Origin of the sequence: Paenibacillus chitinolyticus, assembly GCF_045038035.1 — a bacterium.
In the GTDB taxonomy this organism is placed as follows: domain Bacteria; phylum Bacillota; class Bacilli; order Paenibacillales; family NBRC-103111; genus Paenibacillus_F; species Paenibacillus_F chitinolyticus_A.
In genome coordinates this window covers 5,614,586-5,638,681 of sequence record NZ_CP173427.1, presented here as the reverse complement: position 1 = coordinate 5,638,681, position 24,096 = coordinate 5,614,586, and the positions used below count along the sequence as shown (strand labels likewise).

Annotated in this window: 25 protein-coding genes; 24 read left to right on the top strand and 1 reads right to left on the bottom strand. The window is 54.1% G+C overall.

Annotated elements, in window-relative coordinates; translation table 11 throughout:
- Positions 1-28 precede the first annotated feature (28 nt).
- From yabG to ACI48J_RS25450, 9 genes are all read left to right on the top strand, one after another.
- Positions 29-907, top strand: a complete 879-nt coding sequence (gene yabG, locus ACI48J_RS25490; RefSeq protein ID WP_326055263.1) for a sporulation peptidase YabG — start codon at positions 29-31, stop codon at positions 905-907.
- 379 nt (positions 908-1,286) lie between these two features.
- Positions 1,287-1,568 (top strand): biofilm formation stimulator Veg, encoded by a 282-nt coding sequence (gene veg / locus ACI48J_RS25485; protein WP_009671869.1) that lies wholly within the window; start codon positions 1,287-1,289, stop codon positions 1,566-1,568.
- A 181-nt stretch (positions 1,569-1,749) separates the two neighbouring features.
- Positions 1,750-1,929 carry a small, acid-soluble spore protein, alpha/beta type gene (locus ACI48J_RS25480; RefSeq protein WP_009671894.1) on the top strand — a complete coding sequence of 60 codons (180 nt, stop codon included), beginning with the start codon at positions 1,750-1,752 and terminating at the stop codon, positions 1,927-1,929.
- Between the two features lie 351 nt (positions 1,930-2,280).
- Positions 2,281-3,135 (top strand): 4-(cytidine 5'-diphospho)-2-C-methyl-D-erythritol kinase, encoded by an 855-nt coding sequence (gene ispE / locus ACI48J_RS25475; RefSeq protein WP_042235306.1) that lies wholly within the window; start codon positions 2,281-2,283, stop codon positions 3,133-3,135.
- A gap of 173 nt (positions 3,136-3,308) precedes the next feature.
- Positions 3,309-4,133 carry a pur operon repressor gene (purR, locus tag ACI48J_RS25470; protein WP_009671872.1) on the top strand — a complete coding sequence of 275 codons (825 nt, stop codon included), beginning with the start codon at positions 3,309-3,311 and terminating at the stop codon, positions 4,131-4,133.
- Between the two features lie 16 nt (positions 4,134-4,149).
- Positions 4,150-4,536 carry a RidA family protein gene (locus ACI48J_RS25465; RefSeq protein ID WP_009671871.1) on the top strand — a complete coding sequence of 129 codons (387 nt, stop codon included), beginning with the start codon at positions 4,150-4,152 and terminating at the stop codon, positions 4,534-4,536.
- A 114-nt stretch (positions 4,537-4,650) separates the two neighbouring features.
- Positions 4,651-4,935, top strand: a complete 285-nt coding sequence (spoVG, locus tag ACI48J_RS25460; RefSeq protein ID WP_009671859.1) for a septation regulator SpoVG — start codon at positions 4,651-4,653, stop codon at positions 4,933-4,935.
- A 115-nt stretch (positions 4,936-5,050) separates the two neighbouring features.
- Complete coding sequence (gene glmU, locus ACI48J_RS25455; protein ID WP_405083287.1) at positions 5,051-6,448, top strand: bifunctional UDP-N-acetylglucosamine diphosphorylase/glucosamine-1-phosphate N-acetyltransferase GlmU; 1,398 nt, start codon at positions 5,051-5,053, stop codon at positions 6,446-6,448.
- Between the two features lie 81 nt (positions 6,449-6,529).
- Complete coding sequence (locus ACI48J_RS25450; protein ID WP_405080815.1) at positions 6,530-7,159, top strand: 50S ribosomal protein L25/general stress protein Ctc; 630 nt, start codon at positions 6,530-6,532, stop codon at positions 7,157-7,159.
- Positions 7,160-7,273: 114 nt separating this feature from the next.
- Here the strand turns inward: ACI48J_RS25450 and ACI48J_RS25445 are convergent, their stop codons facing one another.
- The gene (locus ACI48J_RS25445; RefSeq protein WP_009671908.1) at positions 7,274-7,474 is read right to left on the bottom strand and encodes a hypothetical protein; all 201 of its coding nucleotides are present in this window, start codon (positions 7,472-7,474) and stop codon (positions 7,274-7,276) included.
- A gap of 230 nt (positions 7,475-7,704) precedes the next feature.
- Between ACI48J_RS25445 and pth the strand changes: the two genes are divergently transcribed.
- The 15 genes from pth to spoIIE all read left to right on the top strand — a co-directional run bounded on the left by pth (position 7,705) and on the right by spoIIE (position 23,876).
- Positions 7,705-8,274 (top strand): aminoacyl-tRNA hydrolase, encoded by a 570-nt coding sequence (gene pth, locus ACI48J_RS25440; protein WP_405080813.1) that lies wholly within the window; start codon positions 7,705-7,707, stop codon positions 8,272-8,274.
- Positions 8,275-8,489: 215 nt separating this feature from the next.
- Entirely contained in the window at positions 8,490-8,720 is a 231-nt protein-coding gene (locus tag ACI48J_RS25435; RefSeq protein ID WP_405080812.1) for an anti-sigma-F factor Fin, read from the top strand.
- 127 nt (positions 8,721-8,847) lie between these two features.
- On the top strand, positions 8,848-12,369 hold the full coding sequence (gene mfd, locus ACI48J_RS25430; protein ID WP_405080811.1) for a transcription-repair coupling factor: 3,522 nt from the start codon (positions 8,848-8,850) through the stop codon (positions 12,367-12,369).
- Complete coding sequence (locus ACI48J_RS25425) at positions 12,356-13,516, top strand: peptidylprolyl isomerase (protein ID WP_405080810.1); 1,161 nt, start codon at positions 12,356-12,358, stop codon at positions 13,514-13,516. Before mfd ends, ACI48J_RS25425 begins: the two co-directional genes overlap by 14 nt.
- Positions 13,517-13,748: 232 nt before the next feature.
- Positions 13,749-14,291, top strand: a complete 543-nt coding sequence (spoVT, locus tag ACI48J_RS25420; protein WP_009671922.1) for a stage V sporulation protein T — start codon at positions 13,749-13,751, stop codon at positions 14,289-14,291.
- Positions 14,292-14,449: 158 nt separating this feature from the next.
- On the top strand, positions 14,450-14,992 hold the full coding sequence (gene spoVT, locus ACI48J_RS25415; protein ID WP_405080809.1) for a stage V sporulation protein T: 543 nt from the start codon (positions 14,450-14,452) through the stop codon (positions 14,990-14,992).
- A gap of 43 nt (positions 14,993-15,035) precedes the next feature.
- On the top strand, positions 15,036-16,835 hold the full coding sequence (locus tag ACI48J_RS25410) for an oligosaccharide flippase family protein (RefSeq protein WP_405080808.1): 1,800 nt from the start codon (positions 15,036-15,038) through the stop codon (positions 16,833-16,835).
- A gap of 121 nt (positions 16,836-16,956) precedes the next feature.
- Positions 16,957-18,438: a nucleoside triphosphate pyrophosphohydrolase gene (gene mazG / locus ACI48J_RS25405; protein WP_405080806.1), complete on the top strand. Its 1,482-nt coding sequence runs from the start codon at positions 16,957-16,959 to the stop codon at positions 18,436-18,438.
- A gap of 115 nt (positions 18,439-18,553) precedes the next feature.
- Positions 18,554-18,826, top strand: coding sequence for an HU family DNA-binding protein (locus ACI48J_RS25400; RefSeq protein WP_326053419.1), 273 nt, complete (start codon positions 18,554-18,556; stop codon positions 18,824-18,826).
- Positions 18,826-19,086, top strand: a complete 261-nt coding sequence (locus tag ACI48J_RS25395) for an RNA-binding S4 domain-containing protein (RefSeq protein ID WP_326053421.1) — start codon at positions 18,826-18,828, stop codon at positions 19,084-19,086. Before ACI48J_RS25400 ends, ACI48J_RS25395 begins: the two co-directional genes overlap by 1 nt.
- A 120-nt stretch (positions 19,087-19,206) precedes the next feature.
- Positions 19,207-19,488 (top strand): sporulation protein YabP, encoded by a 282-nt coding sequence (yabP, locus tag ACI48J_RS25390; protein WP_009671862.1) that lies wholly within the window; start codon positions 19,207-19,209, stop codon positions 19,486-19,488.
- Entirely contained in the window at positions 19,485-20,066 is a 582-nt protein-coding gene (gene yabQ, locus ACI48J_RS25385) for a spore cortex biosynthesis protein YabQ (RefSeq protein ID WP_218231776.1), read from the top strand. Before yabP ends, yabQ begins: the two co-directional genes overlap by 4 nt.
- Before the next feature lie 22 nt (positions 20,067-20,088).
- Complete coding sequence (locus ACI48J_RS25380; RefSeq protein WP_326053425.1) at positions 20,089-20,463, top strand: septum formation initiator family protein; 375 nt, start codon at positions 20,089-20,091, stop codon at positions 20,461-20,463.
- 106 nt (positions 20,464-20,569) lie between these two features.
- Positions 20,570-21,052, top strand: coding sequence for a S1 domain-containing RNA-binding protein (locus ACI48J_RS25375; RefSeq protein ID WP_016424266.1), 483 nt, complete (start codon positions 20,570-20,572; stop codon positions 21,050-21,052).
- A gap of 331 nt (positions 21,053-21,383) precedes the next feature.
- Complete coding sequence (gene spoIIE, locus ACI48J_RS25370) at positions 21,384-23,876, top strand: stage II sporulation protein E (RefSeq protein WP_405080805.1); 2,493 nt, start codon at positions 21,384-21,386, stop codon at positions 23,874-23,876.
- Positions 23,877-24,096 lie beyond the last annotated feature (220 nt).

Below are 24,096 nucleotides of genomic sequence, written 5' to 3'. Positions count from 1 at the left end.
TACGATAGGCTTAGGAGGGGATGGCTTCATGAGGCAAGGCGATCTGGCGACCCGCAAATCCTACGGCAACGATATCATTTTTCGAATCCAGGAGATCGATACGACAAGGGCGATTCTTCGGGGCGTCGATTTTCGCCTGCTGGCGGACGCTCCCATTGCCGATCTATCCCGCGTAACGGCCGCCCGCGATTCGGATTTTCCGAGAGTGAATTTGCCGAGGGTAGGCGAGACAATCCGCAGCATCCGCCAGTTTCGTCAGGAGCTGTATCAGCTCAACGATAATCTGGTGCGTAATAAGCTGCCCGAGAATACGCAATATTTCGAGATGCCGGGCAAAATCCTGCATCTGGACGGCGATCCGAACTATCTGCGCAAAAGCATGAACCTGTACGGAGAGCTTCGCATCCCCGCGGAGGGCTTCTATGTGAGCGAATCTCAGATGGCTGTTACCCTGCAGCGTCTCCTGCCGCAGGTGAAGCCCGATATCGTCGTTGTCACGGGACATGACGGTCTGCTGAAAAATAGAAAGAAGCTGGACGTACATCAGCTCGACAGCTATAAAAACTCGCTTCATTTCGTCAGGGCCGTCCAAGTCGCGCGGCAGTATCAGAACAACCGCGATGCGCTGACGATCGTGGCGGGTGCCTGCCAGTCCCACTTCGAGGCGCTGCTGCAGGCGGGGGCGAATTTCGCAAGCTCTCCCGCCCGGGTGCTCATTCATGCGTTGGATCCCCTATGTATAGCCGCCAAAGCTTCCTACACATCGATCCGCGAAACCGTGTCCATGGGCGATCTGGCCGGCGTTACGGTAACGGGTCTGGACGGAGTCGGCGGCATTGAAACCAGGGGGAGCTACCGGATGGGTGTGCCCAGGCTTGTGAACCTGACTGCGGAAGCCACCGTATAAGCTTCTGGCAGGGCGGCTAATGAGGCCGAGGACTTAAAGAGGTCTGGGGCTTCGGACAAAGGATGCGGTTTTTTAGCACCTGCTTGGCGTTTAAAGATAAGCGTACAGAACCATGTATCTTGGATACAAGGGGCTGTACGCTTTTTTATACGTTGCGGATTAAAGCGGAGAACGGGGCTTTATGAATCGGGCGGATCTTAGGAAAAGGCAGCGGTGCATAATTCTGCAGGTTTTGACAAAAGCTAAGTCTGTGAAAAGAATTAAAAATAGGATTTTATACCGTTGACAACGTATTTGTCTGGCTGATATAATATTTGGCTTGTTTGACAAACGCACTGTTTTGAGGTATAATAAACAGAGAAAGAGGTGGTAGATCACAATGGCTAAAAATGCGCTGTTGGAAATCAAACGCAGTCTTGAGCCTCATGTTGGACAGAAAATCATGTTGAAAGCAAATGGCGGCCGTCGGAAAACCATTGAGCGTTTCGGTGTTTTGGAAGAAACCTACCCTTCTGTTTTTATCGTAAAGCTAGACCAAGAACAACAATCATTTAAGCGGGTCTCGTACAGCTACGCGGATATTTTGACCGAATCCGTTGAAGTTACGGTTTGTGACGATGACGCAGCAGAAGAACTCCGCATCACGTATATACAGCATTAAGAACAGCGGCACTCCTTTGGGAGCTGCCGTTTTTTGCTTTTCCGGGGTGCTTTCGTGCAAAGATTGCATGGTATATGTGATACGTTCCTGTCCAGTCCCGGTGCGGGTGAATGACATTCCGTTCCCGACGCATACTACTGGGGGCAACCTACCGCAATCGCACTCCAAAGGAGGAACTAAGATGAGCAGAAGAAGAAGGGGCGTCATGTCGGAGGATTTTAAGTATGAGCTCGCCAAAGACCTCGGTTTCTATGAGACAGTCGAGCGTGAAGGCTGGGGCGGAATACGGAGCAAGGATGCGGGAAATATGGTGAAAAGAGCTCTGCAGATCGCCGAGCAGAACTTAAAACGCCGTCCGTAAGCGGGAAAAGCCGCGCCGGTTAAATGGCAAGGTGGCGTAGGGCTGAATTTCATCAGACATGTTTAGTTTAAAAAGATACAGCACATTCTTCGGAATGGAGTTATCAAATTTGCCTGGAAGTTCCGATCCGAAGTAAACGTCGGATGGGGATTTGCAGGTTATCCTCTTATGGAAGGTAAGATAGTACCGGATAATCGCACTTAAATACAATTGTTAATAAATAAGTGAACAAATGGAAAATGCCCGCCCCGCTTGTATTTGAACCGTGCGGAAGCTTTAGCTTTTCTTAGAGGCATTTGCTATAATATGTGAAGCTATTATCGGCAAAGCGCCCAAAAGAAGGTGACCGTTGTGAAAATATACGAAAGAGCTTCGGCCAAAATCAACCTGTCCCTGGACGTGTTACGGAAACGGGAAGACGGCTACCACGAAGTGGAAATGGTTATGACGATGGTCGACCTGGCCGACCGGATTGAAATGCAGGAGCTCCCGCGGGATACGATCATCATTTCAAGTCAGGCCGGCTACATTCCGCTTGATGAGAAGAACCTCGCTTTCCAGGCCGCGAGGCTCATAAAAGATCGGTACGACGTCCGCAAGGGCGTCTATATACATTTGGATAAAAAGATTCCGGTGGCCGCAGGGCTCGCCGGAGGAAGCAGCGACGCCGCGGCTACGCTGCGCGGGTTGAACCGGCTGTGGGGGCTCGGCATCCCCACGGAGGAGCTGCAGAAGCTTGGCGGCGAGCTGGGCTCAGACGTTCCCTTCTGCGTAACGGGAGGAACTGCGCTCGCCACCGGCCGCGGAGAGATTCTTCACCCGGTGGACAACCCCCTGCAGTGCTGGGTCATTCTCGCCAAGCCGCCCATCAACGTGTCCACCTCCGAGGTGTACGGCAAGCTGAATGCTGCGGGAATCAACCATCACCCGGATACCAAGGGAGTTTTGGAAGCCATCCGGCATAAACGGTTCGACGAGCTGTGCGGAAGTCTCGGCAACGTGCTCGAAGAGGTGACGCTCCAGCTGTATCCTCAAGTCCGGCAGATGAAAGAAGTGATGGAGAGGCTGGGAGCCGACGGAGTGCTTATGTCGGGCAGCGGTCCGACCGTATTCGGACTCGTATCGAAGGAAGCTAAGGTTGCCCGGATCTATAACGGGCTAAGAGGGTTCTGCAAGGACGTATACGCGGTACGGATGCTCCCATAGGCATCGAGCATTCGAGATCCGTGCGATAGCATAGCTCCCGTGAGGAGCTTTTTTTCTGCCATGGCGGGGGCGGCCTTGTCGCGAATGTGACGTTTTCCTTGTATAGGTTGTACAAAGACGGACAAAAATGGTATATTCTCTTTATAATATTCGGTTTTTATTAGGGGTGCGTCATGAAAAAATTGAAGCGAAGCGCTCGGTTGGTTGAGATGACGCAGTATTTGTTGTTTCGGCCGCATACGCTCATACCGCTGACTACATTCGCGGAACGTTACAGTTCGGCCAAATCTTCGATCAGTGAGGATCTGGCGATTATAAAAGAAGTATTCGAGGACGAGGGACTCGGAGAACTCCATACACTCGCCGGCGCTGCCGGAGGCGTGAAATTTATTCCGAAGGTCGCCAAGGAAGCGTCTCTTTCGTTCGTGCAGGATTTGTGCAATCAGCTTGAGCAGCCGGAACGCGTGCTGCCGGGCGGATTTTTGTATATGGCCGATATTATGGGGCGGCCGCAAGTATTGAACGAAATCGGCAAAACGTTCGCTACCGCTTTTGCGGGCAGAGAGCTGGACGTCGTGATGACGGTGGAGACCAAAGGCATCCCGCTTGCATACGCAACGGCTTCCTTTATGAACCTGCCGGTCGTGACGGTGCGTCGCGACAGCAACGCTACGGAAGGATCGGCCGTAAGCATCAATTATGTTTCGGGTTCCAGCAAACGCATACAAACGATGTCGCTGGCCAGACGCACGCTCCAGGAAGGAGCGCGGGTTCTGATCATTGACGATTTCAAAAGGGCGGGCGGCACGATTCAAGGAATGGTGGACTTGCTGGGCGAATTCAAAGCAACCGTTGGCGGTGTAGGCGTATTTATTGAATCGAACGAGGTCGAGGAGGAGCTTGTGAAAGATTATATCTCCCTCGCCAAGCTGACCGGCGTCGATTCCAAAACCAAACAGGTAACCGTCGTTCCTGGAAATTATTTCGATTCCGAATAAAGGAGAGATTTAAGTTATGCGTATCCTTTCAACGAATGAAGCACCGGCTGCCATCGGGCCGTATTCCCAGGCGGTACAGGTGGGCAATCTCGTTTTTACATCGGGACAAATTCCATTAAATGCCGAGGGACAGCTCGTAGAGGGCGGCGTTACGGAGCAGACGCATCAGGTGTTCCGGAACCTTCAGGCGGTACTCAAAGAAGCGGGAGCAACTCTTCAGAACGTGGTTAAAGCGACCGTCTTCATCAAGGATATGAACCAGTTCGGAGCCATTAACGAAGTGTACGCTTCCTACTTCGGCGAACATAAGCCGGCGCGCTCCACCGTAGAAGTGGCAAGGCTTCCGAAAGATGTGCTTGTCGAAATCGAACTGATTGCGGCGATAGCTGTCGAAAACGTTTAAGAGCACATTTAATTTAAGGAAAATCTAAATTTTTCCTCTTTATCCAGAAGGAATTTGCACGAAAATGTGGAAGTATACACCAAGTCCTGCGAATGGAAAAAGGTGGTGAACACAGTGCAAATTACAGATGTCAGACTTCGCCGGGTGAATTCCGAAGGAAGAATGAAGGCGATTGCTTCCATTACTATCGATAACGAATTCGTCGTACACGATATTCGTGTTATTGACGGCAATAATGGAATGTTTGTTGCAATGCCTAGCAAACGGACTCCGGACGGGGAGTTCCGTGATATTGCCCATCCGATTTCATCCACAACCCGCGAGAAGATTCAAGCGGCGGTTTTGTCTGAGTACGACCGTGCGGCTGCGGAAGAGGAAGTTATTGAAGAAGGCGCATAATCAACGCCGGTTTTGGCAGAAGGAGTCCTGTTCCTGCAGGGCTCTCTTTTCTTTTTCCGGCAGATAAGATATAGTCATGGATGAAACCCAGAGGAGAAGAAGGAGTGGATTGAAGTTGAAGCTGATGGCGATTGTACTGGCCGCGGGACAAGGAAAACGAATGAAATCCAAGCTGTACAAAGTGCTGCATTCCGTCTGCGGAAAACCGATGGTGGGACACGTACTGGATACACTTGAACATATACAAACGGAGAAAACGATCGTAATTGTAGGCCACGGGGCCGAAGCCGTTAAAGGCTACTTGGGAGACCGGGCGGAATACGCTCTTCAGGAGCAGCAGCTCGGAACGGGACATGCCGTTCTCCAGGCGAAAGATGTTATCGGAGCGGAAGACGGCGTTACCTTCGTCGTATGCGGAGATACGCCGCTGGTCCGTCCGGAGACGCTGGAGAAAATGCTTCGCCTGCATCGGGAAAAAGGCGCGGCGGGCACTATTCTGACGGCGGAAATGACGGATGCCACGGGCTACGGACGCATTATCCGCGGCGAAGGCGGACGGGTGGACCGGATCGTCGAGCAGAAGGACTGCAGCCCGGAAGAAGCGGCTGTGCGCGAAATCAACACGGGCACCTACTGCTTCGATAACCGCAAGCTGTTCGAAGCGCTGGAGAACGTGAAGAACGAGAACGCCCAGGGCGAGTATTACTTGACGGACGTCGTGGGGATTCTGAAAAATGCCGGCGAGATCGTCGAAGCATACTGCACGCCGGACGAGGCGGAGGCCATTGGTGTTAACGACCGGATCGCCCTCTCGGAAGCGGAGACGCTGATGCGTAAGCGTATCAACCGCGGCCACATGGTGGGCGGGGTAACGTTCATCGACCCTTCTCAAACGTATATCGAGAAAGACGTCGTGATCGGGCCGGACACTGTCCTGTATCCGGGAACTGCTCTGCGGGGCAAAACGGTCATCGGATCGGAATGCGTGATCGGACCGAACACCGAGATTTGCGATAGTACGCTCGGCAACGAAGTAACCGTCAAGCAATCGGTGCTTCAGGATGCCAAAGTCGGCAGCCACGCGAATGTGGGGCCGTTCGCTTACCTGCGTCCGGGAACGGATCTTGGCGAGCATGTGAAAATCGGCGATTTTGTGGAAATCAAAAACGCCAAGCTCGGCGAGGGATCGAAAGTGTCGCACCTCAGTTACGTGGGAGACGCCGTTATCGGTAAAAACGTCAATTTCGGCTGCGGAGCCATCACGGTCAATTACGACGGCTTTAACAAGAGCCTGACGGAAGTCGGCGACGATGCCTTTATCGGAAGCAACGTAAACCTGATCGCCCCTGTTAAAGTCGGCGACGGAGCCTATGTGGTGGCGGGCTCGACGATTACGCACAACGTGGAAGACAACGATCTGGCGATCGCCCGCGAGCGCCAGACGAATAAAAAAGGCTACGCCGATCGCATTCGCAGCAAGATGAAAGCGAAGAAAGAAAACAAGCACTCGTAAAGTTTTTTTAAAATAATTGATTTAAACCTCCCCCGGATGGGTAATTTATCTTTAGCCATCTAAAAGGGAGGTTCTTTTTGTATGGGAGTAGCTCTTAAAGGAAATACCAGAACCAATGCCACCAAGTCGGAGGCCAAGCAGCTGCGCAGACAGGGTAAGGTCCCTGGCGTAGTTTACGGGAAAACCACGGACAGCCTCACGGTTGTTCTGGAGCGGAAGGAACTCGTGCCGCTGCTGAGAAGCCACCCGAATGCGGTGATTGATCTTAATATCGAAGGCGTGGGCAAACGCCCCGTACTTATCAGCGGAGTACAGAGAGACAGCCTGAGCCAGGATGTCATCCACATTGATTTCCATCAGATCAATATGAACGAGCCGGTTAAGGCTACGGTGGCCATCGAGATCGTGGGAGAAGCGGCAGGCGTGAAGGAAGGCGGCATTCTCCAAGTGGAGACGGCACAGCTCGACGTCCGCTGTCTGCCTGATGATCTGCCGGACTCCGTGCAGGTGGATATCAGCAATCTCGGCATCGGGGAGAATATCCTCGTATCCGATTTGAAGCTGCCTGAGAACGTCGAAGTGAAAACGGAAGCTCAGGACGTTGTGGTTACCGTGCTTCAACCGCAGAAGGAAGCCGAAGAAACGACTGCGGACGAGCCTGCGGCCGAAGCCGATCCTACGGCTGAAGAAACGGCGGAATCGAAAGAATAACACGTCCTTCGGACAAAATGAGAGGCTGCTGCCGGTTATCCGGCAGCAGCCTTTTTATCCTTACCCGCTGGGCGAATAAGTTGACAAGCCATGTAAGCGCTTGCCAAATTGCGCCTAATAACCCGGTCTCGATACGAATGTGAACATGCCGCGGTTGTAAAACGTGTTGTTGATCTTGATGAAGTGGGAAGAATAGAGATAGACGAAGCCTATATCTTTGTGGGCGTTAAGATAGTATACTTGGACAGGAACCTCCGCTTCCAAATGATCTTGAAAATGATCGTCCTGGTAAAGCTGCTGGCCGTTGTCGTACATAAGATTCATCACCTGCTACCCATATTTTTTGAAGCGTAAATCATGCTGATTTGCGCCAATTTATGACTTTATCTTTGCGGCCGGGACCGGCAAATGAGCCGAGCGGCCGAAAAGCCGCAGGCCTATGCCCGGAACCGCGCAAAATGCCTGTATATAATAGACAAGTTTCGGCAGGGAATCGTTACGGTGTCTAGTTAAAAAAAGTAAAAAATTTTGGGAGTGAATGAAACGTGAAATGTTTTGTCGGTTTAGGCAATCCTGGGAAACAGTACGAGCATACACGCCATAATATCGGATTCATGGCGATTGACCGTTTTGCCGAGAAATGGGGGGTCTCTTCGTTCCAGAATAAGTGCAAAGGCCATCTGGCCGAGGTGCGTGTGAACGGTACAAAGGCCTATTTGCTGAAACCTATGACCTATATGAATTTGTCGGGGGAGTCGATCCGGGCTTTTATGGACTTTTATAAAGTCGACGTGTCGGATCTCGTCATTTTGTACGATGACATGGATACGCCGTTCGGGAATATCAGACTGCGTTACCAGGGGAGCGCCGGCGGCCATAACGGGATCAAATCCGTCATAGCCCATACGGGCACGTCCACGTTCAACCGCATCCGTATGGGAATCAATCGACCGAATCCGGGCTATCCGATTGTCGACTATGTCTTGTCGAATTTCAACAAGGCGGAAACGGGGGCGCTGCCGGCCGTTCTGGACAAAACGTGCGAAGCGATGGAGCACTGCCTAAGCGAGCCTTTCGAGAAAACGATGGCGGTTTTCAACGGAAGCGGGAATTAGTCCGGATCTCGGGTACATGCAATATCCGGAGTTGCGGCAAACGGGGGTTTTCTCTCGTGTGCCCGGCTTCCGGAATAATGATTCGGGGATATCGGCCGCTCCAAGACACATTGTATGCCATGCATAGGCTGGTAAATTACTTCCAGAGGTGGCTAGGATTTTAAAAATAGGGCCATACTAAGGAGTAATCGAAACCTGCAGGGAGGCATACATTGATGTCAGTAAAATATATTTGCCGTCATTGCCAATCGTCTATCGGGGAAATCAACTGGGATCAAGTGAGCGAATACCAGCTCGGTTTCCATTTCTTGACCCCCGAAGAACGGAGCGATATAATAGCGTATAACATGGACGGGGGCGTTACGGTCAAGGTGGTTTGCGATTACTGCAAGCAGGCACTGGACGCCAACCCGGAGCTTAACCTGATCGGCAGCCCGCTGCAGTGACCGATTCCGGCCGCTGCCTGCGCGCTGCTTAGGGCGCTTATCCCGTACTCCGGACATGTGCAAAAATTGTGTCATGACAGCCTAGGCAAGCGCCGAGGCTTCTTTTTGTGAGAGGAGTGTACTTGATTTGCAAGCTTTAATACAAGCTTTTTCAACGGACCGCGATTTTCAAAGTGTGATTACGGGTATTCGTTCCGGCATGAAAGAGCAGTTGATCGCCGGATTAACCGGCTCCTCTCGTCAGGTAATGCTTGCCGCACTGATGCAGCAGCTCGAGCGTCCGCTTCTCATCGTTACGCATAATATGTTCTCCGCCCAGAAGATCTTCGAGGATTTAAGCGAATGTCTTCCGGAAGACGGGGTTCTCTTATATCCCGCACAAGAGCTGCTTGCCGCCGAAGCGGCTATTGCCAGTCCCGAAATGCTGGCGCAGCGGATCGATGTGCTGACCAAACTGGCCGGCGGATACCGGGGAGCGGTCATTGTGCCGTATGCCGGATTCCGCCGTCTGCTTCCGACGAAGGAAACGTTCAAGGAAGCCCAGCTCACCGTACGTTTGGGGGATACAATTGACCTGGAGGAATTTCTGACCCGTCTGACCGAGCTGGGTTACGAGCGTGTGGAGCGGGTGGAAGCGAAGGGGGAAATGAGCGTCCGCGGAGGCATCGTGGATTTATTTCCGCTGACTTCTTCCACGGCCGTCCGGATCGAGTTATTCGATGTGGATGTGGATTCTATCCGTACGTTCGACGTATCGGACCAGCGCTCCATAGACAAGTTGGATTCGTTCGTGATCCAGCCGTGCCGGGAAGTACTCTTAAATAGAAAGCGTTTTCAGAGTGCCGCTCATCATGCCTACGAACTTCTTCAAACCCAGCTTGCCAAAATGACGGACCGTCAGGCCAAGGACAGGCTGCTGGAAGGAATCGGACATGACATTGAACTGCTCCGAGAGGGGAACACCTTCCAGGGGCTGTTCAAGTATGTCTCCCTGCTCTATCCGGAGCGGCAGACTCTATCCGATTACATGCCGGAGGATACGGTGCTGCTCGTTGACGAGCCGGCCCGGCTCGTGGAAACCTCCAAGCAGCTGGAGCGGGAAGAGGCGGAGTGGGTGACGAGTTCCCTTCAAGACGGGAAGGCCCTCCCGGCCCTCACGCTTTCGAAGCAGTTGGAGACCCTTATGCAGCGCCGCACTTATCCGACGCTTTATATGTCGCTCTTCCTGCGCCAGGTCCCGCAGACCCAGCCGCAGAACATTGTCAATTTCATGTCCCGGGTCATGCAGAATTTCCACGGGCAGATGAACCTTCTGAAAGCGGAAATGGAGCGCTGGAAAAAGACGGGCAGCCGCGTTATCATCTTAGCCAACGGTGAAGAGCGGATGGACCGCGTCCGCCGTGTGCTCGGGGATTATCAAATCGATGAGCCCGAGATTATGAACGGAAACCTGCAGACCGGCTTCGAGCTGCCGTCCATTCATCTCGTCGTGATTACGGAAGGCGAGATGTTTACGCAGAAGCAGCGGAAAGCGCGCAAAGTAGACAAGAAAATCGAGAATGCCGAGAGAATCAAAAGCTACCAGGAGCTTAAAGTCGGAGACTACGTCGTTCACGTTAATCACGGGATCGGGAAGTATGTCGGGATCGGCACTCTTGAAGTCGGGGGCATTCATAAAGATTATTTGCATATTGTCTATGCGGGCGGCGACAAGCTGTCCGTCCCGATCGACCAGATCGATCTCATTCAGAAATATGTCGGTTCGGAAGAGAAAGAGCCGAAGATATACAAGCTGGGCGGGGCCGACTGGAACCGCGTCAAGAACAAAGTGCGGACCTCCGTCAAGGACATCGCCGACGATCTCATCAAACTTTACGCGGACCGTCAAGCGACGACGGGGTACGGCTTCAGCTCCGATTCCGCCTACCAGCAGGAATTCGAAAGCATGTTTCCGTATGACGAAACGACGGATCAACTCCGGGCAATTGGGGAAATTAAGAAGGATATGGAAAAACCGCGTCCGATGGACCGGCTTCTTTGCGGAGATGTCGGTTACGGCAAGACGGAAGTGGCTATCCGCGCCGCCTTCAAAGCGGCTATCGACGGCAAACAGGTCGCTGTCCTGGTGCCGACGACGATTTTGGCGCAGCAGCATTACGAGACGTTCCGCGAGCGCTTCTCGGGATACCCGTTCAACATCCAGGTGCTGAGCCGGTTCCGTTCGAAGAAAGAGCAGAATGAAACGACCAAGGGCGTCAAGGCCGGTACCGTCGACATCGTAATCGGAACGCACCGCCTGCTATCCCAGGACCTGAAGTTCAAGGACCTGGGGCTGCTCATCGTCGATGAGGAGCAGCGTTTCGGCGTCTCGCACAAAGAGAAGCTGAAGCGGCTGAAAACGAATGTCGACGTGCTGACTCTGACCGCCACGCCGATCCCGCGCACGCTCCACATGTCGATGCTGGGGGTTCGCGACCTGTCCGTCATCGAGACGCCGCCGGAGAACCGCTTCCCGGTACAGACCTACGTGCTGGAATACAGCACAACGCTCGTACGGGAAGCGATCGAACGCGAGCTGGCGCGTGAAGGACAGGTGTATTTCCTGTTCAACCGCGTCCAGGGGATCAACCAGATGGCCGAGCAGATCTCTATGCTCGTGCCGGAAGCCCGCGTGACCGTTGCGCACGGGCAAATGTCGGAGCAGGAACTCGAGAAAACGATTCTCGACTTCCTGGACGGCGAGTTCGACGTGCTCGTAAGCACGAGCATCATCGAGACCGGCGTCGATATCCCGAACGTGAATACGCTGATCGTGCATGACGCCGACAAGATGGGCTTATCCCAGCTGTACCAGCTGCGTGGCCGGGTCGGCCGTTCCAACCGGATCGCCTACGCGTACTTTACGTATCAGCGCGACAAAGTGCTGAACGAAGTGGCGGAGAAACGTCTCCAGGCAATTAAAGAATTTACAGAACTTGGGTCCGGATTTAAAATTGCCATGAGGGACTTGTCCATCCGCGGAGCCGGTAATCTGCTCGGAGCCGAGCAGCACGGATTTATCGCTTCCGTCGGATTCGACCTTTACTCTCAGATGCTGAGCGAGGAAATCGCCAAGCGCAAGCTGGAGCTGGACGGAGAGCAGGCGGAGCCCGAGAAGGAATGGATCACGCAGCTTGACCTTCACCTGGATGCTTACCTGCCGTCGGATTACATTTACGACAGTATGCAGAAGATCGAGATTTACAAGAAAGTGGCGAATATCCGCTCCTTCGCGGAAGCGGAAGATCTGGATGAGGAATTGGTGGACCGGTTCGGCGATTTGCCGCCTGCCGTTTCCAATCTTTTGGCCGTAGCCAGATTGAAGGTGTATGGAGCCGAATATAAAATCGAATCCATCTCCCAGAAGGGCGACGACTATCAGATCAAGATTTCTCCGGACGAGACGGAAAGGCTGGACGGTCAGAAGCTGTTTACGATTTCGAACGGCTTCGACGGGCGCGTCAAGCTGATTGCCGGGCCTCAGATTCATGTCCACATCCGCGGCAAAGGGCTGTCCCCCGAGGACACAATCGCATTGGTGGAGCGTTTTCTGTTACAATACAGGGAAGCCTTGAAAACGAAGGGAGAATTGCAGAATGCAACACAATAAATCAGGTTGGGCCAAAAGCAAGTGGCTGCTGCTTGCCGTACTAGTCCTTGTTTTGGCCGTGGCCAGCGGATGCGGCAAGAAGGACGAAGGAAAAGCGGGTACGCCGGAAGAGGTTATCGCCACTTACAAAGACGGGGGTAAAGTGACCCGTGGAGAGTTTGATAAGCTGCTTTCCTTCAACCGTCTTCTGTATCCGGAATACGCGCAGTTCGAAACCGACCCGGCCTACCAGCAAAGCATGCTGGAGCAGTATATCATGCTGAAGGTTCTTTCCGGACGTGCAAGCGATGACGTGAAAAAAGAAGCGGACAAGCAGGTAACCGAGCAGGTTACGCAGCTGAAAACTTTCGTGGGCGCGCAAGAAGGCGGCCTGGAGAAGAAGCTGAAAGACGCGAAACTGGAAGAGAAGGACATTGAGGACCTCTTGAGACTCAGCGTGTATTCCACGAGCCACTTGGAGAAGCAGGTCACCGACGATGAAATCAAAGCGGAATACGAGAAGGCCAAAAAAGCGGACCCGAACGCCTACGATGTAGCGACTGTCCGTCATATTCTCATCGGTCTTAACGATCCGAATACGAATAAAGAGCTCCGCACGAAAGAAGAAGCTCTGAAGCGCGCAAAAGAAGTGCAGCAGAAGCTGAAAAACGGCGGAGACTTCGACGCTCTTGCCAAAGAATACTCGGATGACCCGGGTTCGAAAGATAAAGGCGGCAAGTACGAGAACGCTAAAGTCAGCCAGTGGGTAGCGGGATTCAAAAAAGCGGCTCTCGAGCTGCCTTTGAATACGATCAGCGATCCCGTTGAGACCGATTACGGCTACCACGTCATGAAAGTGGAATCCCGTAAAACCGAAACCGTAGAAGACGCCAAGAAAGAGCTGGCCTCTAACCTGGCGCAAGTGAAGATGCAGGAGTTCGTAACGAAGGAGCTTCCCGGCTTGATCGAAACGAACAAGCTTCCTAAGCCGACTCCGACTCCGGCTCCATCGGCCAATCCGAGCCCGGCACCTGGCGGCAGCACGGAACCAAGCGGCACGCCGGCTCCGACAGGCAGTCCGTCTCCACAGACGACGCCGACCGCGGCGCCGACCGACGTGCCTGGAGCGACGCCTCCGGCCGCAAGCCCTTCGCCGGCGGCGAAGTAAGCGGGTCTGCGAAGCCTGGCGGCAGATCATTGATGTCACGAAAGCCATCTCGTCCATCCGGACGGGATGGCTTTTTATTTTACGTGGATGGAAAGAGGGAAATGTATAAGAATATGGGGGCGGATGAATACTATGGTCAGAATCGAATCGCTACACCCTTCTCTTTTAAATACACGCAGATCGGCGTCCAGTCGTATCCAAAACTTCAAGTGAAAGTGGGGCAACAAGAGTCATGAAAGCAACTGGAATCGTTCGTCGCATTGATGACCTGGGCAGGGTTGTCATTCCGAAGGAAATACGGCGCACACTGCGCATCCGGGAAGGCGACCCGCTCGAGATATTCGTCGATCGCGACGGTGAAGTTATCTTGAAGAAGTATTCCCCGATCGGCGAATTAGGGGATTTTGCCAAAGAATATGCCGAGTCTCTCTATGAGAGCACCAATCATATCACACTGATTACGGACCGGGATACGGTTATCGCGGTAGCGGGCGGTTCGAAGAAAGAGTATATGGACAAGCAGATCGGGCAGATCGTGGAGACCACCATGGAAAACCGTAAACCGACAATCGAGAGCGGTTCGGGTACATACGAAATCTCCAAAGACAATCCCGAAACTTACAGCTCTTTCGTCATCGCTCCGATTGTTGCGGGCGGAGATCCGATCGGTTCGGTTATTCTGATGAGCAAGGACGAAGAAGTCAAGATGGGCAATATGGAATCGAAAATGGTGGAGACTGCAGCCGGTTTTTTGGCGAAACAAATGGAGCAGTAACCGAAAGCTTCCCTTACTTGGAAACCAATTCCGGAGGTAAGGGGGCTTTTTTTGTTTTATGAGGAAATTTATATATAATGGGAAGAGTCCTCTTTAATCCGTATTTTTTCAAACATCCTAGTGTAAACCCCCAGAAGGAAAGCGAGGCTTTAAGCAGTATGAAAGCGACAGGTATAGTAAGACGCATAGACGATTTAGGACGGGTAGTCATTCCGAAGGAGATTCGGCGCACCATGCGCATCCGGGAAGGCGATCCCATGGAAATATTCGTGAACCCCGACGGCGAAGTCATTTTGCAGAAATATTCTCCGGTCGGTGAACTTGGAGATTTTGCGCTGGAATATGCGGAATCGTTAAACGAGAGCACCGGATATCAGGCCGTTATATCGGACCGGGAGACCTTCATCGCAGCGGCAGGCCGCGGACGTAAAGAATATGACGCCAAACGGGTGGGCGAGCAGTTGGAGAGCGCCTTGAACGGAAGACAGACGATCGTGCAAGAAACGGCCGGCAGTTACGAGCTGGTTAAGGATGCGGCGGATACTTACGGCTCGTTCGTCATTGCACCGATCATTCACCAGGGGGATGCCATCGGCGCCGTTCTGTTGGTCAGTAAGGAAAATGATGTGGTCATGGGAAAAACCGAGCGGATCATGGCCGAAACGGCCGCTTCCTTCTTGTCCAAGCAAATGGAAGTGTAGATAGACACAGGCACATTTAATCTTTTATGCAGGAGAGACGTCCATGTCCACGGAAAAGGGAACGCAGGAACAGACTGTGACGGTCGGAAGCTCCCGGCTCCTTAAGGGCGCCGCGTTACTGGCCGCCGCGGCGGTATTCTCCAAACTGCTCGGAACCCTCCAAAAAATTCCGCTGCAGAATATAGCCGGAGACGGGGTTTTCGGCATTTATAATGCCGTCTATCCGCTGTACCTCCTGATTCTTTTTCTGGCGACGGCGGGTTTTCCGATCACGGTCGCCAAATTCGTCCAGGACCGGGCAGCCGCACGCGATCATGCAGGGGCAAGGCGGGTGGCGGCAGCTTCCGCTCTGCTCCTGACAGGAACCGGCGTGCTTTGCTTTCTCCTGCTGTATTTCGGAGCCGATGCGCTTGCGGGCTGGATAGGAACAGCGGCAGCGGCGCCGGCCATCCGCAGCATTTCGTACGCGCTTCTGCTGGTTCCCGTACTCTCGGTTCTCCGCGGTTATTTTCAAGGCTATCAGAACATGGTCCCCACCGCGGTGTCCCAGGTAGTCGAGCAGACGGTGCGCGTGCTTACGATGGTTCTTCTTCTGCTGTACCTGACCGAACAAGGTGCGGGAGACGGCGATATTGCCGCCGGAGCGACATTCGGTTCCGTAACGGGGGCAGCGGGGGCTTTGCTTCTGCTTCTGTTCTATTGGCAGAGAAGCAAGGAAAGAAGGGCTGGGAATCCGGCTGAATTAACACCGGCGGAAACCGCGGATCATTCCGAATCCTGTGAAGCCCCTCATAGCCCGGGAAAGAGGCTTGAACGATCGGGTGTTGAGAAACCGCCCTGTATAGGAGAGGCTGCCCAAGCTGAAGCCACCGGCCCTGTGTGGACCAAAGAACCGCTTGGCCGGCTCATGGCCTCTATCGGCGCTTACGCTCTGCCGATCTGCCTCGGTTCAATCATGACGCCGATTCTCAATCTCATCGACGCCTTCACCATCCCCCGCCTGCTGCTCGGCGGAGGAGCGGACGCGGCCGAGGCGATGCGCCAATTCGGCCTGTACAACCACGGCCTCCCCTTGGTTCAGGCCGTGACGATGGTCGCGTCCTCGCTGACGGCCGTGCTGGTGCCGGCAATCGCCGCAGCTAAGGCGGCCGATCCGGCGCAGCTGCAAGCGCGCACGGAGCGGACCGTGCGGATGACGGGCCTGCTCGGCCTGGCTGCGGCCGCCGGCCTGGCCTCTCTCACCGTGCCGGTGAACGTGATGCTCTATCAGAGCGAAGAAGCGTCCGGCACGATGGCTCTGCTCGCGCTCACGGCGCTGTTCGGCACGCTCAACATCGTGCTTGCCGGAGTGCTGCAGGGCCTCGGCGCCGTGAACGCTCCCGCGCTGCATCTGCTCGCCGCAGCCGCCGTCAAGATCGGCGGCAGCCTGCTCCTCGTGCCGCGCTGGGGGATCGCCGGCGCGGCCGTGTCGGCTGTGCTCGCGTTCGCGTCCGCGTCCGCCCTCGGCCTCGCCGAGGTGCGGCGGCTGACCGGCGCTCCGCAGCGCTGGCGCGCCTCGGCCCTGGCGCCGCTTGCCGCAGCGGCGCTCATGTGCGCCGCTCTGGGCGCGCTCCAGCTCGCGGGCGGGCCGCTGCTTGGCGCCGCGGCGCCGGGCCTCGGCTCGCGCGGACAGGCCGGCGTGTTGGCGCTGGCCGGGGTGGCGCTCGGCGCGGCCGTGTACGCGATCGCGCTGCTGCGCTTTCGCGCCGTGAACCGCGCGGAGCTTGAGCAGCTCCCCGGCGGCGGCAAGCTGGCTTCGGCGCTGACGAAGCTGCGCCTGCTCCCGCAGGGGGAGCGGCTCTAGGAGTTAGCCGCGAGAAGGCGCCCTCGACCCGTGATAGACCGCGCCGTTTCGGCGTAAAATAGCTGCGAATCAACCGGCTCCGCTTAAGCGGGAACCGGAATACGCGTGGGAGGCAAGGACTATGACGCAAGGAATTACGGTTCTCGGACTCGGTTCCGGGGACGAAAACCAGCTCACGCTCGGCGTGCTGCGCCGTTTGCAGCAGGCTCCGAAGCTGATTCTCCGTACCGATCATCACCCGGTCGCCGCCTATCTCCGGGCAGAGGGGATCCGGTACGAGACCTTTGACGCGATTTACGAAGCGAAGAACCGCTTTGACGACACATATGAAGCGATAGCGGCCTCGCTGCTGGAGTCGGCCCGTACGGAAGCTGTCGTGTACGCCGTTCCCGGACATCCTATGGTGGCCGAGTACACCGTGCAGCTGCTGAGGGCGAAATGTCCGGAAGCGGGCATTCCGCTGGAGATCGCGGGCGGGGAAAGCTTCCTCGACCAGGCGTTTCTCCGGTTCGGCTTCGATCCTATCGAAGGGATGCAGCTTCTGGATGCGACCGACCTGCGGCCCGGCATGCTGAACCCCCGCTTGCATACGGTGATCGGACAAGTGTACGATACATTTACGGCGTCGGATGTGAAGCTTACACTGATGGAGCTTTATCCGGACGATTACACCGTCTATGCGGGTCACTCCCTTGGCGTTGCGGGGGAAGAATCGGTTGTCCGGGTTCCTCTTTACGAGCTCGACCGGATCGAGGGCTACGGCAACCTTTCCCTTGTCTGGGTGCCGCGCAGCGACCGGGACGAACTCCGCAACCGTACAATGGAGCGGCTGCATGAAATTGTGGCGATTCTCCGCAGCCCGGAAGGCTGCCCGTGGGATCGCGAGCAGACGCATGCCAGCCTCCGTAAAAATCTCATCGAAGAGGCTTACGAGGTTCTGGAGACGATTGATGAAGACGATCCCGACCATATGTGCGAGGAGCTCGGCGACCTGCTGCTCCAGGTGATGCTTCATTCCCAGATGGAAGAGGAGACCGGCGCTTTTACCGTCTATGACGTAATCGCGGGGCTCAACGAGAAGCTGATCCGTCGTCACCCCCACGTGTTCGGTACGGAAGGTGCGGAAAACGCGGAGGAGGCTCTTGCCAACTGGCAGCAGATGAAGGACGAGGAGAAGCGCCGCAAAGGGATCGACCCTTCGAAGCAGTCTGCTTTGGCGGGAGTGCCCAAGGATCTGCCGGCTCTGATGAAAGCCCTGAAGCTTCAGAAGAAAGCGGCTGTCGTCGGTTTTGACTGGTCTGAGGTTGGAGAAGTGATCGGCAAAATCACCGAGGAACTCGGTGAAGTGCAGGAAGCAATGGAAACCGGTGCGGCGGCAGAGCGCCTGGACGAACTCGGGGATCTGCTTTTCGCCGTCGTCAATCTGTCGCGTTTCCTGAAAATCGATCCGGAAGAGGCGCTGGCTTCGACTAACCGTAAGTTTGTACGCCGTTTCCAGTACATCGAAGAGCGCCTGGAAGCTCGGGGCAAGTCCCTGGCGGAGGCGGATTTGGCAGAGATGGAAGAATTGTGGCAGGAAGCAAAAAAACTTCAATCCACGTAGGTTTTTCAGCAGGATTTCCCAAGCTGAGCAAGAATACTTAGTTTCGGAAGCGACTTACCTGCGAGATTCAAAACCAGCTACATACTTGTCATTCACTTTAGGAGGTATTCGAATCATGAACAAAACAGATCTGGTCAACAACATTTCCACGAAGAGCGGACTCACCAAGAAAGACGTGGAAACCGTCCTTAACTCTTTCCTCGGTGAAATTACGGACGCGCTGTCCACAGGAGATAAAGTTCAGCTGATCGGCTTCGGTACATTCGAAACCCGCAAACGCTCCGGACGTACGGGCCGCAACCCGCAAACCGGTCAAGAAATTTCTATTCCGGAATCGAATGTTCCTGCTTTTAAAGCGGGCAACAAGCTTAAAGAAGCCGTAAAATAATGAGACTCGACAAGTTTTTAAAAGTATCCCGGCTGATCAAACGCCGTACGGTGGCCAAAGACGTCTCCGATCAGGGGCGTGTCTGGATCAACGGGCGGGATGCGAAACCGGGCTCGGCGGTGAAAGTAGGCGACGAGCTTACCATTCAATTCGGGCAGAAGAAAGTGACCGTTCGCGTGGAACAACTGACGGAGTCGACTCGTAAAGAGGACGCGGCTCATATGTACACGCTTCTGCGGGAAGAAGCGAACAACGAATAACCAAGAGGCTGAAAGGCGGCTCATGCCGACTAGGCCTCTTTTTTACGTGTTTCCGGGTGTTCTAAAAACGGACATCCCCCCATATCGTAGTGGTAGGAAAAGCTGTAGGGGGGACTCGCCATGATGGAGGCCGGAAAGACCAAACGGCAGGAAGTGAAAATGCTTAACCGCAAGCTGCTCGAGATCTCCGGGGTGAAGAATGTGGAGAGCTTTGACAGCGAGGAATTTTTGCTGGAAACGGACTGCGGGTTTCTGCTCATTAAGGGCCAGAATCTGCATATCAAGAATTTGAGTCTGGAGCAGGGACTGGTTGCGATAGAAGGATACGTCAACGCCTTGTCTTATGTGGACGCGAATTCCCCGGAGAAAAACAAGGGATTTCTGGGTAAGCTGTTCAAGTGACACTGAACGTACAGTTTTTAACCTTGTGGTTCATGTTCGTCAGCGGGATGGGACTGGGGATGCTCTACGACGCCTTCCGGGTGGTGTTCGTGCAGCTGCGGCTGCCGCGCTGGACTTTCCCGCTTGCGGATGTGGTTTACTGGATTACGGCGACCGTCTGCGTGTTCGGGACGCTCGTGCACAGCAATCAGGGACAAGTCCGATTCTTCGTCTTTGTCGGGTTAATTATCGGCCTGCTGGTTTACATGATGACACTGAGCCGTACCGTACGTAAGGTTATTGCGGTCCTGATCCGGGCCGTTAAATGGCTCCTCCGCTTTTTCAGGCGAATGTTTACGCTGCTCTTTATCAAACCTGCGATCGGGTTATACAAGCTGGCCTGGGTGCTCCTTGGCTTTTTGGCGGCGCTGGCTATGTTCCTGTTCCGAGTTGTGGTACAATTGGTTTACCCTGTGTGGAAACTGCTGCTTTGGCTGACACGTCCCCTGTACAAGCATTTACGGGTACCTGCCCGAGTGCTGCGGTGGGTAAATTTTTTAAAGCAGCTGTTTCAGAAGTGGTTCCGCAAGGGTAAGTAACCGGGCATGGGTCGAATTGTATATGGCCCTGCACGATCAGGAGGCTCAGAGATTAATGCCTGTTCCACCCAAATCAACGCAGACGCAACCTAAATCGAATAGCAAAGGCACGCGCCGCAGATTCCGTATTGCCGCCGTCATTCTGCTCGGTTTTCTAACGTGGGCGGGAGTTACATTCTGGGGACAACATGGCAAGATCAGCGAGAAGCGTGCAGAAATGCAGCAGATCAAACAGGAATTAACCGATGAACAGAAGCGTAAAGCGGACCTTCAGCAGGAGATTGCCCGTTTGCACGACCCTGAGTATTTGGAGCAAGTCATCCGCAGCGAGTTGAATTATGCCCGCGCAGGAGAAACGCGTTTTTTTATACCGACGTCCAAATCACAAAATCCGTAAAACCGGATTATTTGGGCTTTTCTCCATGTTGACCGTCTATTCAGCAATGGGGTATAATCGGCATAGCCATTCTTTTGAACAATTTAAGGGAGGAACATTGTATTTTATGGCAATAGAAGTGGGCAGCAAATTAGAAGGAAGAGTGACCGGGATCACTCACTTTGGGGCATTTGTCGAGCTTGAACAAGGTGTCACCGGATTGGTGCATATCTCGGAGATTGCCGACAACTACGTGAAGGATGTCAACGACCATCTCAAGCTGGAAGACAAGGTTCTGGTCAAGGTCATCAACGTGGACAAGGACGGGAAAATCGGCTTATCCATCAAGCAGACGATTGAAAAGCCCGCTGAACCTGCTCGCCCTGAAAGACAAGGCAATGGCAAGTTCGACTCCCCTCGTTCCGGAGATCGTGGCGGATTCGGTAACCGCGGAGACCGCGGCGGACGCGGTGGCGGCTTCCGTAACGCACCCGGCAAATTGTCTTTCGAAGACAAGATGAACCGTTTCCTCAAGGACAGTGAAGAGCGCATTTCTTCGCTGAAGAAGCAGGACTCCAAGCGTGGTGGACGTGGCGGACGCCGCGACTAATTGTTCCTCGCTCTACTATTTACACAAATCTACAACCACATTCCGTTTCGGCGGATGTGGTTTTTTTGCGTCGATTAACATGCGGTTGTTCGGGGAATCGACACAACCTTACCGCATACGCATCCCATTTACCGGCGACAAGCTCCCGCAGCTTCGGAACGGCTGTTCGGAAGGGAGAAGCCAAGCCCCCATGGGGTAGGCATTTGCGCCGACCTGACAGGCCCCCCTTTTTTGTCGGAAATTTCTTAAACTCTAGCAACTCATTGTGACAAAATCTATGATAGAACCCACCTATAATAAACACCACTAAGAGAAATGGTGGTGTCTGAACATGGAAAAACGAAATGGTGCACTTTCCATCGGTCTGCAATGGGCAGGCGCGGTGCAGCGGACGAAGTCGGCAGCTCAGGGCAGAGTGGCGGAAAACAGACTCATTCAATCGTTTGTAGCCAAGAAATGGTCTATCCTGCTCCTGCTGATGGCCTTTCTGCTGGGGAGAGCCATGATCCTTGAGGAGCTTGCTCCGTTTTCGATAGCTTTTTTTGCGGTCATGTATTTCCAGCGCCGCGATTTGCTTCTATGGACAGGCGTGTTTCTATTTGCCGGAAGTTTACTGGCCGTACAACCTCAGAGCGGGTTTATCCTGACCGAGATGATCGTGTTTCTCCTCATCCAGAAAGGATTGGAAAAGTATGAGCGCTCGGATATCTCGCTGGCGCCGGTGCTCGTCTTCATCACAACGCTGCTCGTGCAGATGTTCGCTCACATGGTTAATTCGGACCTCTCCTGGTACTCCTTGACAATGACGGGAGTGGAGTCGGTGCTGAGTCTGGTGCTTACGCTTATTTTTGTACAAGCGGTCCCCGTCTTCACGCTGACCCGCAAAAATTATCAGCTCAAGCATGAAGAGATCATTTGTCTGATCATTCTGCTGGCGTCCATGATGACCGGCACCGTGGGCTGGACGCTCGGACCGGTTACGGTTGAGCACGTTGTCTCCCGTTACCTGATTCTGTTATTCGCACTGGTGGGCGGCGCGCCGTTCGGAGCTTCGGTCGGTGTGGTGACGGGTCTTATCTTAAGTCTCGCCAATACAAATGCGATTTACCAGATGAGTCTGCTGGCCTTTTCGGGCATGCTGGCGGGTCTGCTTAAGGAAGGCAGACGGATGGCAGTAGCCTTCGGCATGCTGCTCGGCTCGTCGATCCTCTCCATTTATATCGGGACGCAGGGGGAAGTCATGAACTCCACCTGGGAATCCGTTGCGGCGGTAGCGCTTTTCCTGCTCACACCCAAGAGCGTTCTCCAGACGCTGGCCAAATACGTGCCGGGCACCCAGGAGAACCTCAAATCCCAGCAGGATTACGCCAAACGCGTCAGGGATATTACGGCCGGCCGGGTCGAGCAGTTTTCACAGGTGTTTATGCAGTTGGCCCGGAGTTTCAAACAGCTTACGGTCGAGAGCCAACCGGTGCCTAAGGAAGAGGAGATCAGCCATTTCATGGAGGCCGTTTCCTGCCAGACCTGTCAGATGTGTCCGAAGCGGGTCCGCTGTTGGGACCAGCGTTTCTATCAAACGTATCAGTTTATGACGAGCATGATGACGGAAATCGAGCTGAATCCGAATTTCTCGCGGAAACAGATTCCGATAGATTGGAAGCAGGCTTGTACGAAGCCGGATCAGGTGCTGGATGTTATGAAAAACCAGTATGCGAAATACCAGAATGATATGCACTGGAAAAAGCAGATTTCGGACAGCCGTCAGATTGTGGCGGATCAATTAAGCGGTGTGTCCCAGGTCATGGAGGATTTGGCGAAGGAGATCAAGCGGGAGGGCCAGGAACTCTTTCTGCAGGAGGAGCAGATTCGTGAGGCTCTGGAGGATCTCGGGCTTTCCATACACAGCATTGATGTTATTTCGCTGGACGAAGGTAACGTGGAGATTGAGATCATCCACCAATATACAAAAGGCTTCGATGAGTGCCGCAAAATCATAGCGCCTCTGTTAAGTGAAATTCTCGGAGAACATATCGCGGTGAAAAATGAGGAAATGCTCCCGAGGGGTGAGGGCTACAGCACGGTATTGTTCGGCTCGGCCAAAGAATTCGAAGTGGAAACGGGTATCGCGGGAGCAGCCAAGGGCGGGGAGCTGCTGTCCGGGGACAGCTTTTCCGTAGCGGAGCTGGGCAACGGCAAATTCGTCGTGGCGCTGAGCGACGGAATGGGCAACGGCGAGAGGGCCAGGGCGGAAAGCTCGGCTGCGCTTACTATTTTGCAGCAGCTTCTTCAATCGGGCATGGACGAGAAAATCGCGATCAAATCGGTCAATTCCGTTCTGCTTCTGCGTTCTTCCGACGAAGTGTATGCGACGGTGGATATGGCTCTAATTGATTTGTACAGCGCAGAGACGACCTTTATGAAAATCGGGTCCACACCGAGCTTCATTAAAAGAGGCAGCGAAGTGATTCCGGTGATGGCTAATAACCTGCCGGTCGGCATTCTGCAGGACATCGAAGTGGACCTGCTGTCGCGATCCCTTCAGCACGGAGACCTGCTGATTATGATGACTGACGGCATTTACGACGCACCCGGGCATGCGGTCAACAAAGAAATGTGGATGAAGCGGGTGATCCAGGAAATCGATACGGACATTCCGCAGGATTTTGCCGATAGGCTTCTTGATCGCGTTATGCGCTGCCATCATGGGGAGATTATCGACGACATGACCGTGGTCGCGGCGCGTGTCGAAAAGCATCAGCCGGAATGGGCGACATTCCGCTGGCCCGGCGTCAACCGGATCGAACGGCCGAAGGTGGTGAGCTGAGAGACGGAATTGCTATGGAGCTGTGACCTGCCCATATGGACAGAAAGGAGGCCGAATGCTGGATTTCAACATGCGCAGCCGTGCAGCGGAGTATCCTAGAGGGTGCCCCGCTGTTTTCTCTTGAAAAAAGGTTCCGCGCTAAACCAGCCCGCCGACCTTACGCCCGCCGGTTGACCGGCGCCTGAATTCTTCCGCCTCTATGATTAGAATCTCGCAGACT

Excerpts from the sequence above, each read along its gene's own strand:
- yabG (WP_326055263.1), top strand. The coding sequence starts at position 29 with ATGAGGCAAGGCGATCTGGCGACCCGCAAATCCTACGGCAACGATATC.
- veg (WP_009671869.1), top strand. The coding sequence starts at position 1,287 with ATGGCTAAAAATGCGCTGTTGGAAATCAAACGCAGTCTTGAGCCTCAT.
- ACI48J_RS25480 (WP_009671894.1), top strand. The coding sequence starts at position 1,750 with ATGAGCAGAAGAAGAAGGGGCGTCATGTCGGAGGATTTTAAGTATGAG.
- purR (WP_009671872.1), top strand. The coding sequence starts at position 3,309 with ATGAAAAAATTGAAGCGAAGCGCTCGGTTGGTTGAGATGACGCAGTAT.
- ACI48J_RS25465 (WP_009671871.1), top strand. The coding sequence starts at position 4,150 with ATGCGTATCCTTTCAACGAATGAAGCACCGGCTGCCATCGGGCCGTAT.
- ACI48J_RS25450 (WP_405080815.1), top strand. The coding sequence starts at position 6,530 with ATGGGAGTAGCTCTTAAAGGAAATACCAGAACCAATGCCACCAAGTCG.
- ACI48J_RS25445 (WP_009671908.1), bottom strand. The coding sequence starts at position 7,474 with ATGTACGACAACGGCCAGCAGCTTTACCAGGACGATCATTTTCAAGAT.
- ACI48J_RS25435 (WP_405080812.1), top strand. The coding sequence starts at position 8,490 with ATGTCAGTAAAATATATTTGCCGTCATTGCCAATCGTCTATCGGGGAA.
- ACI48J_RS25425 (WP_405080810.1), top strand. The coding sequence starts at position 12,356 with ATGCAACACAATAAATCAGGTTGGGCCAAAAGCAAGTGGCTGCTGCTT.
- spoVT (WP_009671922.1), top strand. The coding sequence starts at position 13,749 with ATGAAAGCAACTGGAATCGTTCGTCGCATTGATGACCTGGGCAGGGTT.
- spoVT (WP_405080809.1), top strand. The coding sequence starts at position 14,450 with ATGAAAGCGACAGGTATAGTAAGACGCATAGACGATTTAGGACGGGTA.
- ACI48J_RS25410 (WP_405080808.1), top strand. The coding sequence starts at position 15,036 with ATGTCCACGGAAAAGGGAACGCAGGAACAGACTGTGACGGTCGGAAGC.
- mazG (WP_405080806.1), top strand. The coding sequence starts at position 16,957 with ATGACGCAAGGAATTACGGTTCTCGGACTCGGTTCCGGGGACGAAAAC.
- ACI48J_RS25400 (WP_326053419.1), top strand. The coding sequence starts at position 18,554 with ATGAACAAAACAGATCTGGTCAACAACATTTCCACGAAGAGCGGACTC.
- ACI48J_RS25395 (WP_326053421.1), top strand. The coding sequence starts at position 18,826 with ATGAGACTCGACAAGTTTTTAAAAGTATCCCGGCTGATCAAACGCCGT.
- yabP (WP_009671862.1), top strand. The coding sequence starts at position 19,207 with ATGATGGAGGCCGGAAAGACCAAACGGCAGGAAGTGAAAATGCTTAAC.
- ACI48J_RS25380 (WP_326053425.1), top strand. The coding sequence starts at position 20,089 with ATGGCCCTGCACGATCAGGAGGCTCAGAGATTAATGCCTGTTCCACCC.
- ACI48J_RS25375 (WP_016424266.1), top strand. The coding sequence starts at position 20,570 with ATGGCAATAGAAGTGGGCAGCAAATTAGAAGGAAGAGTGACCGGGATC.
- spoIIE (WP_405080805.1), top strand. The coding sequence starts at position 21,384 with ATGGAAAAACGAAATGGTGCACTTTCCATCGGTCTGCAATGGGCAGGC.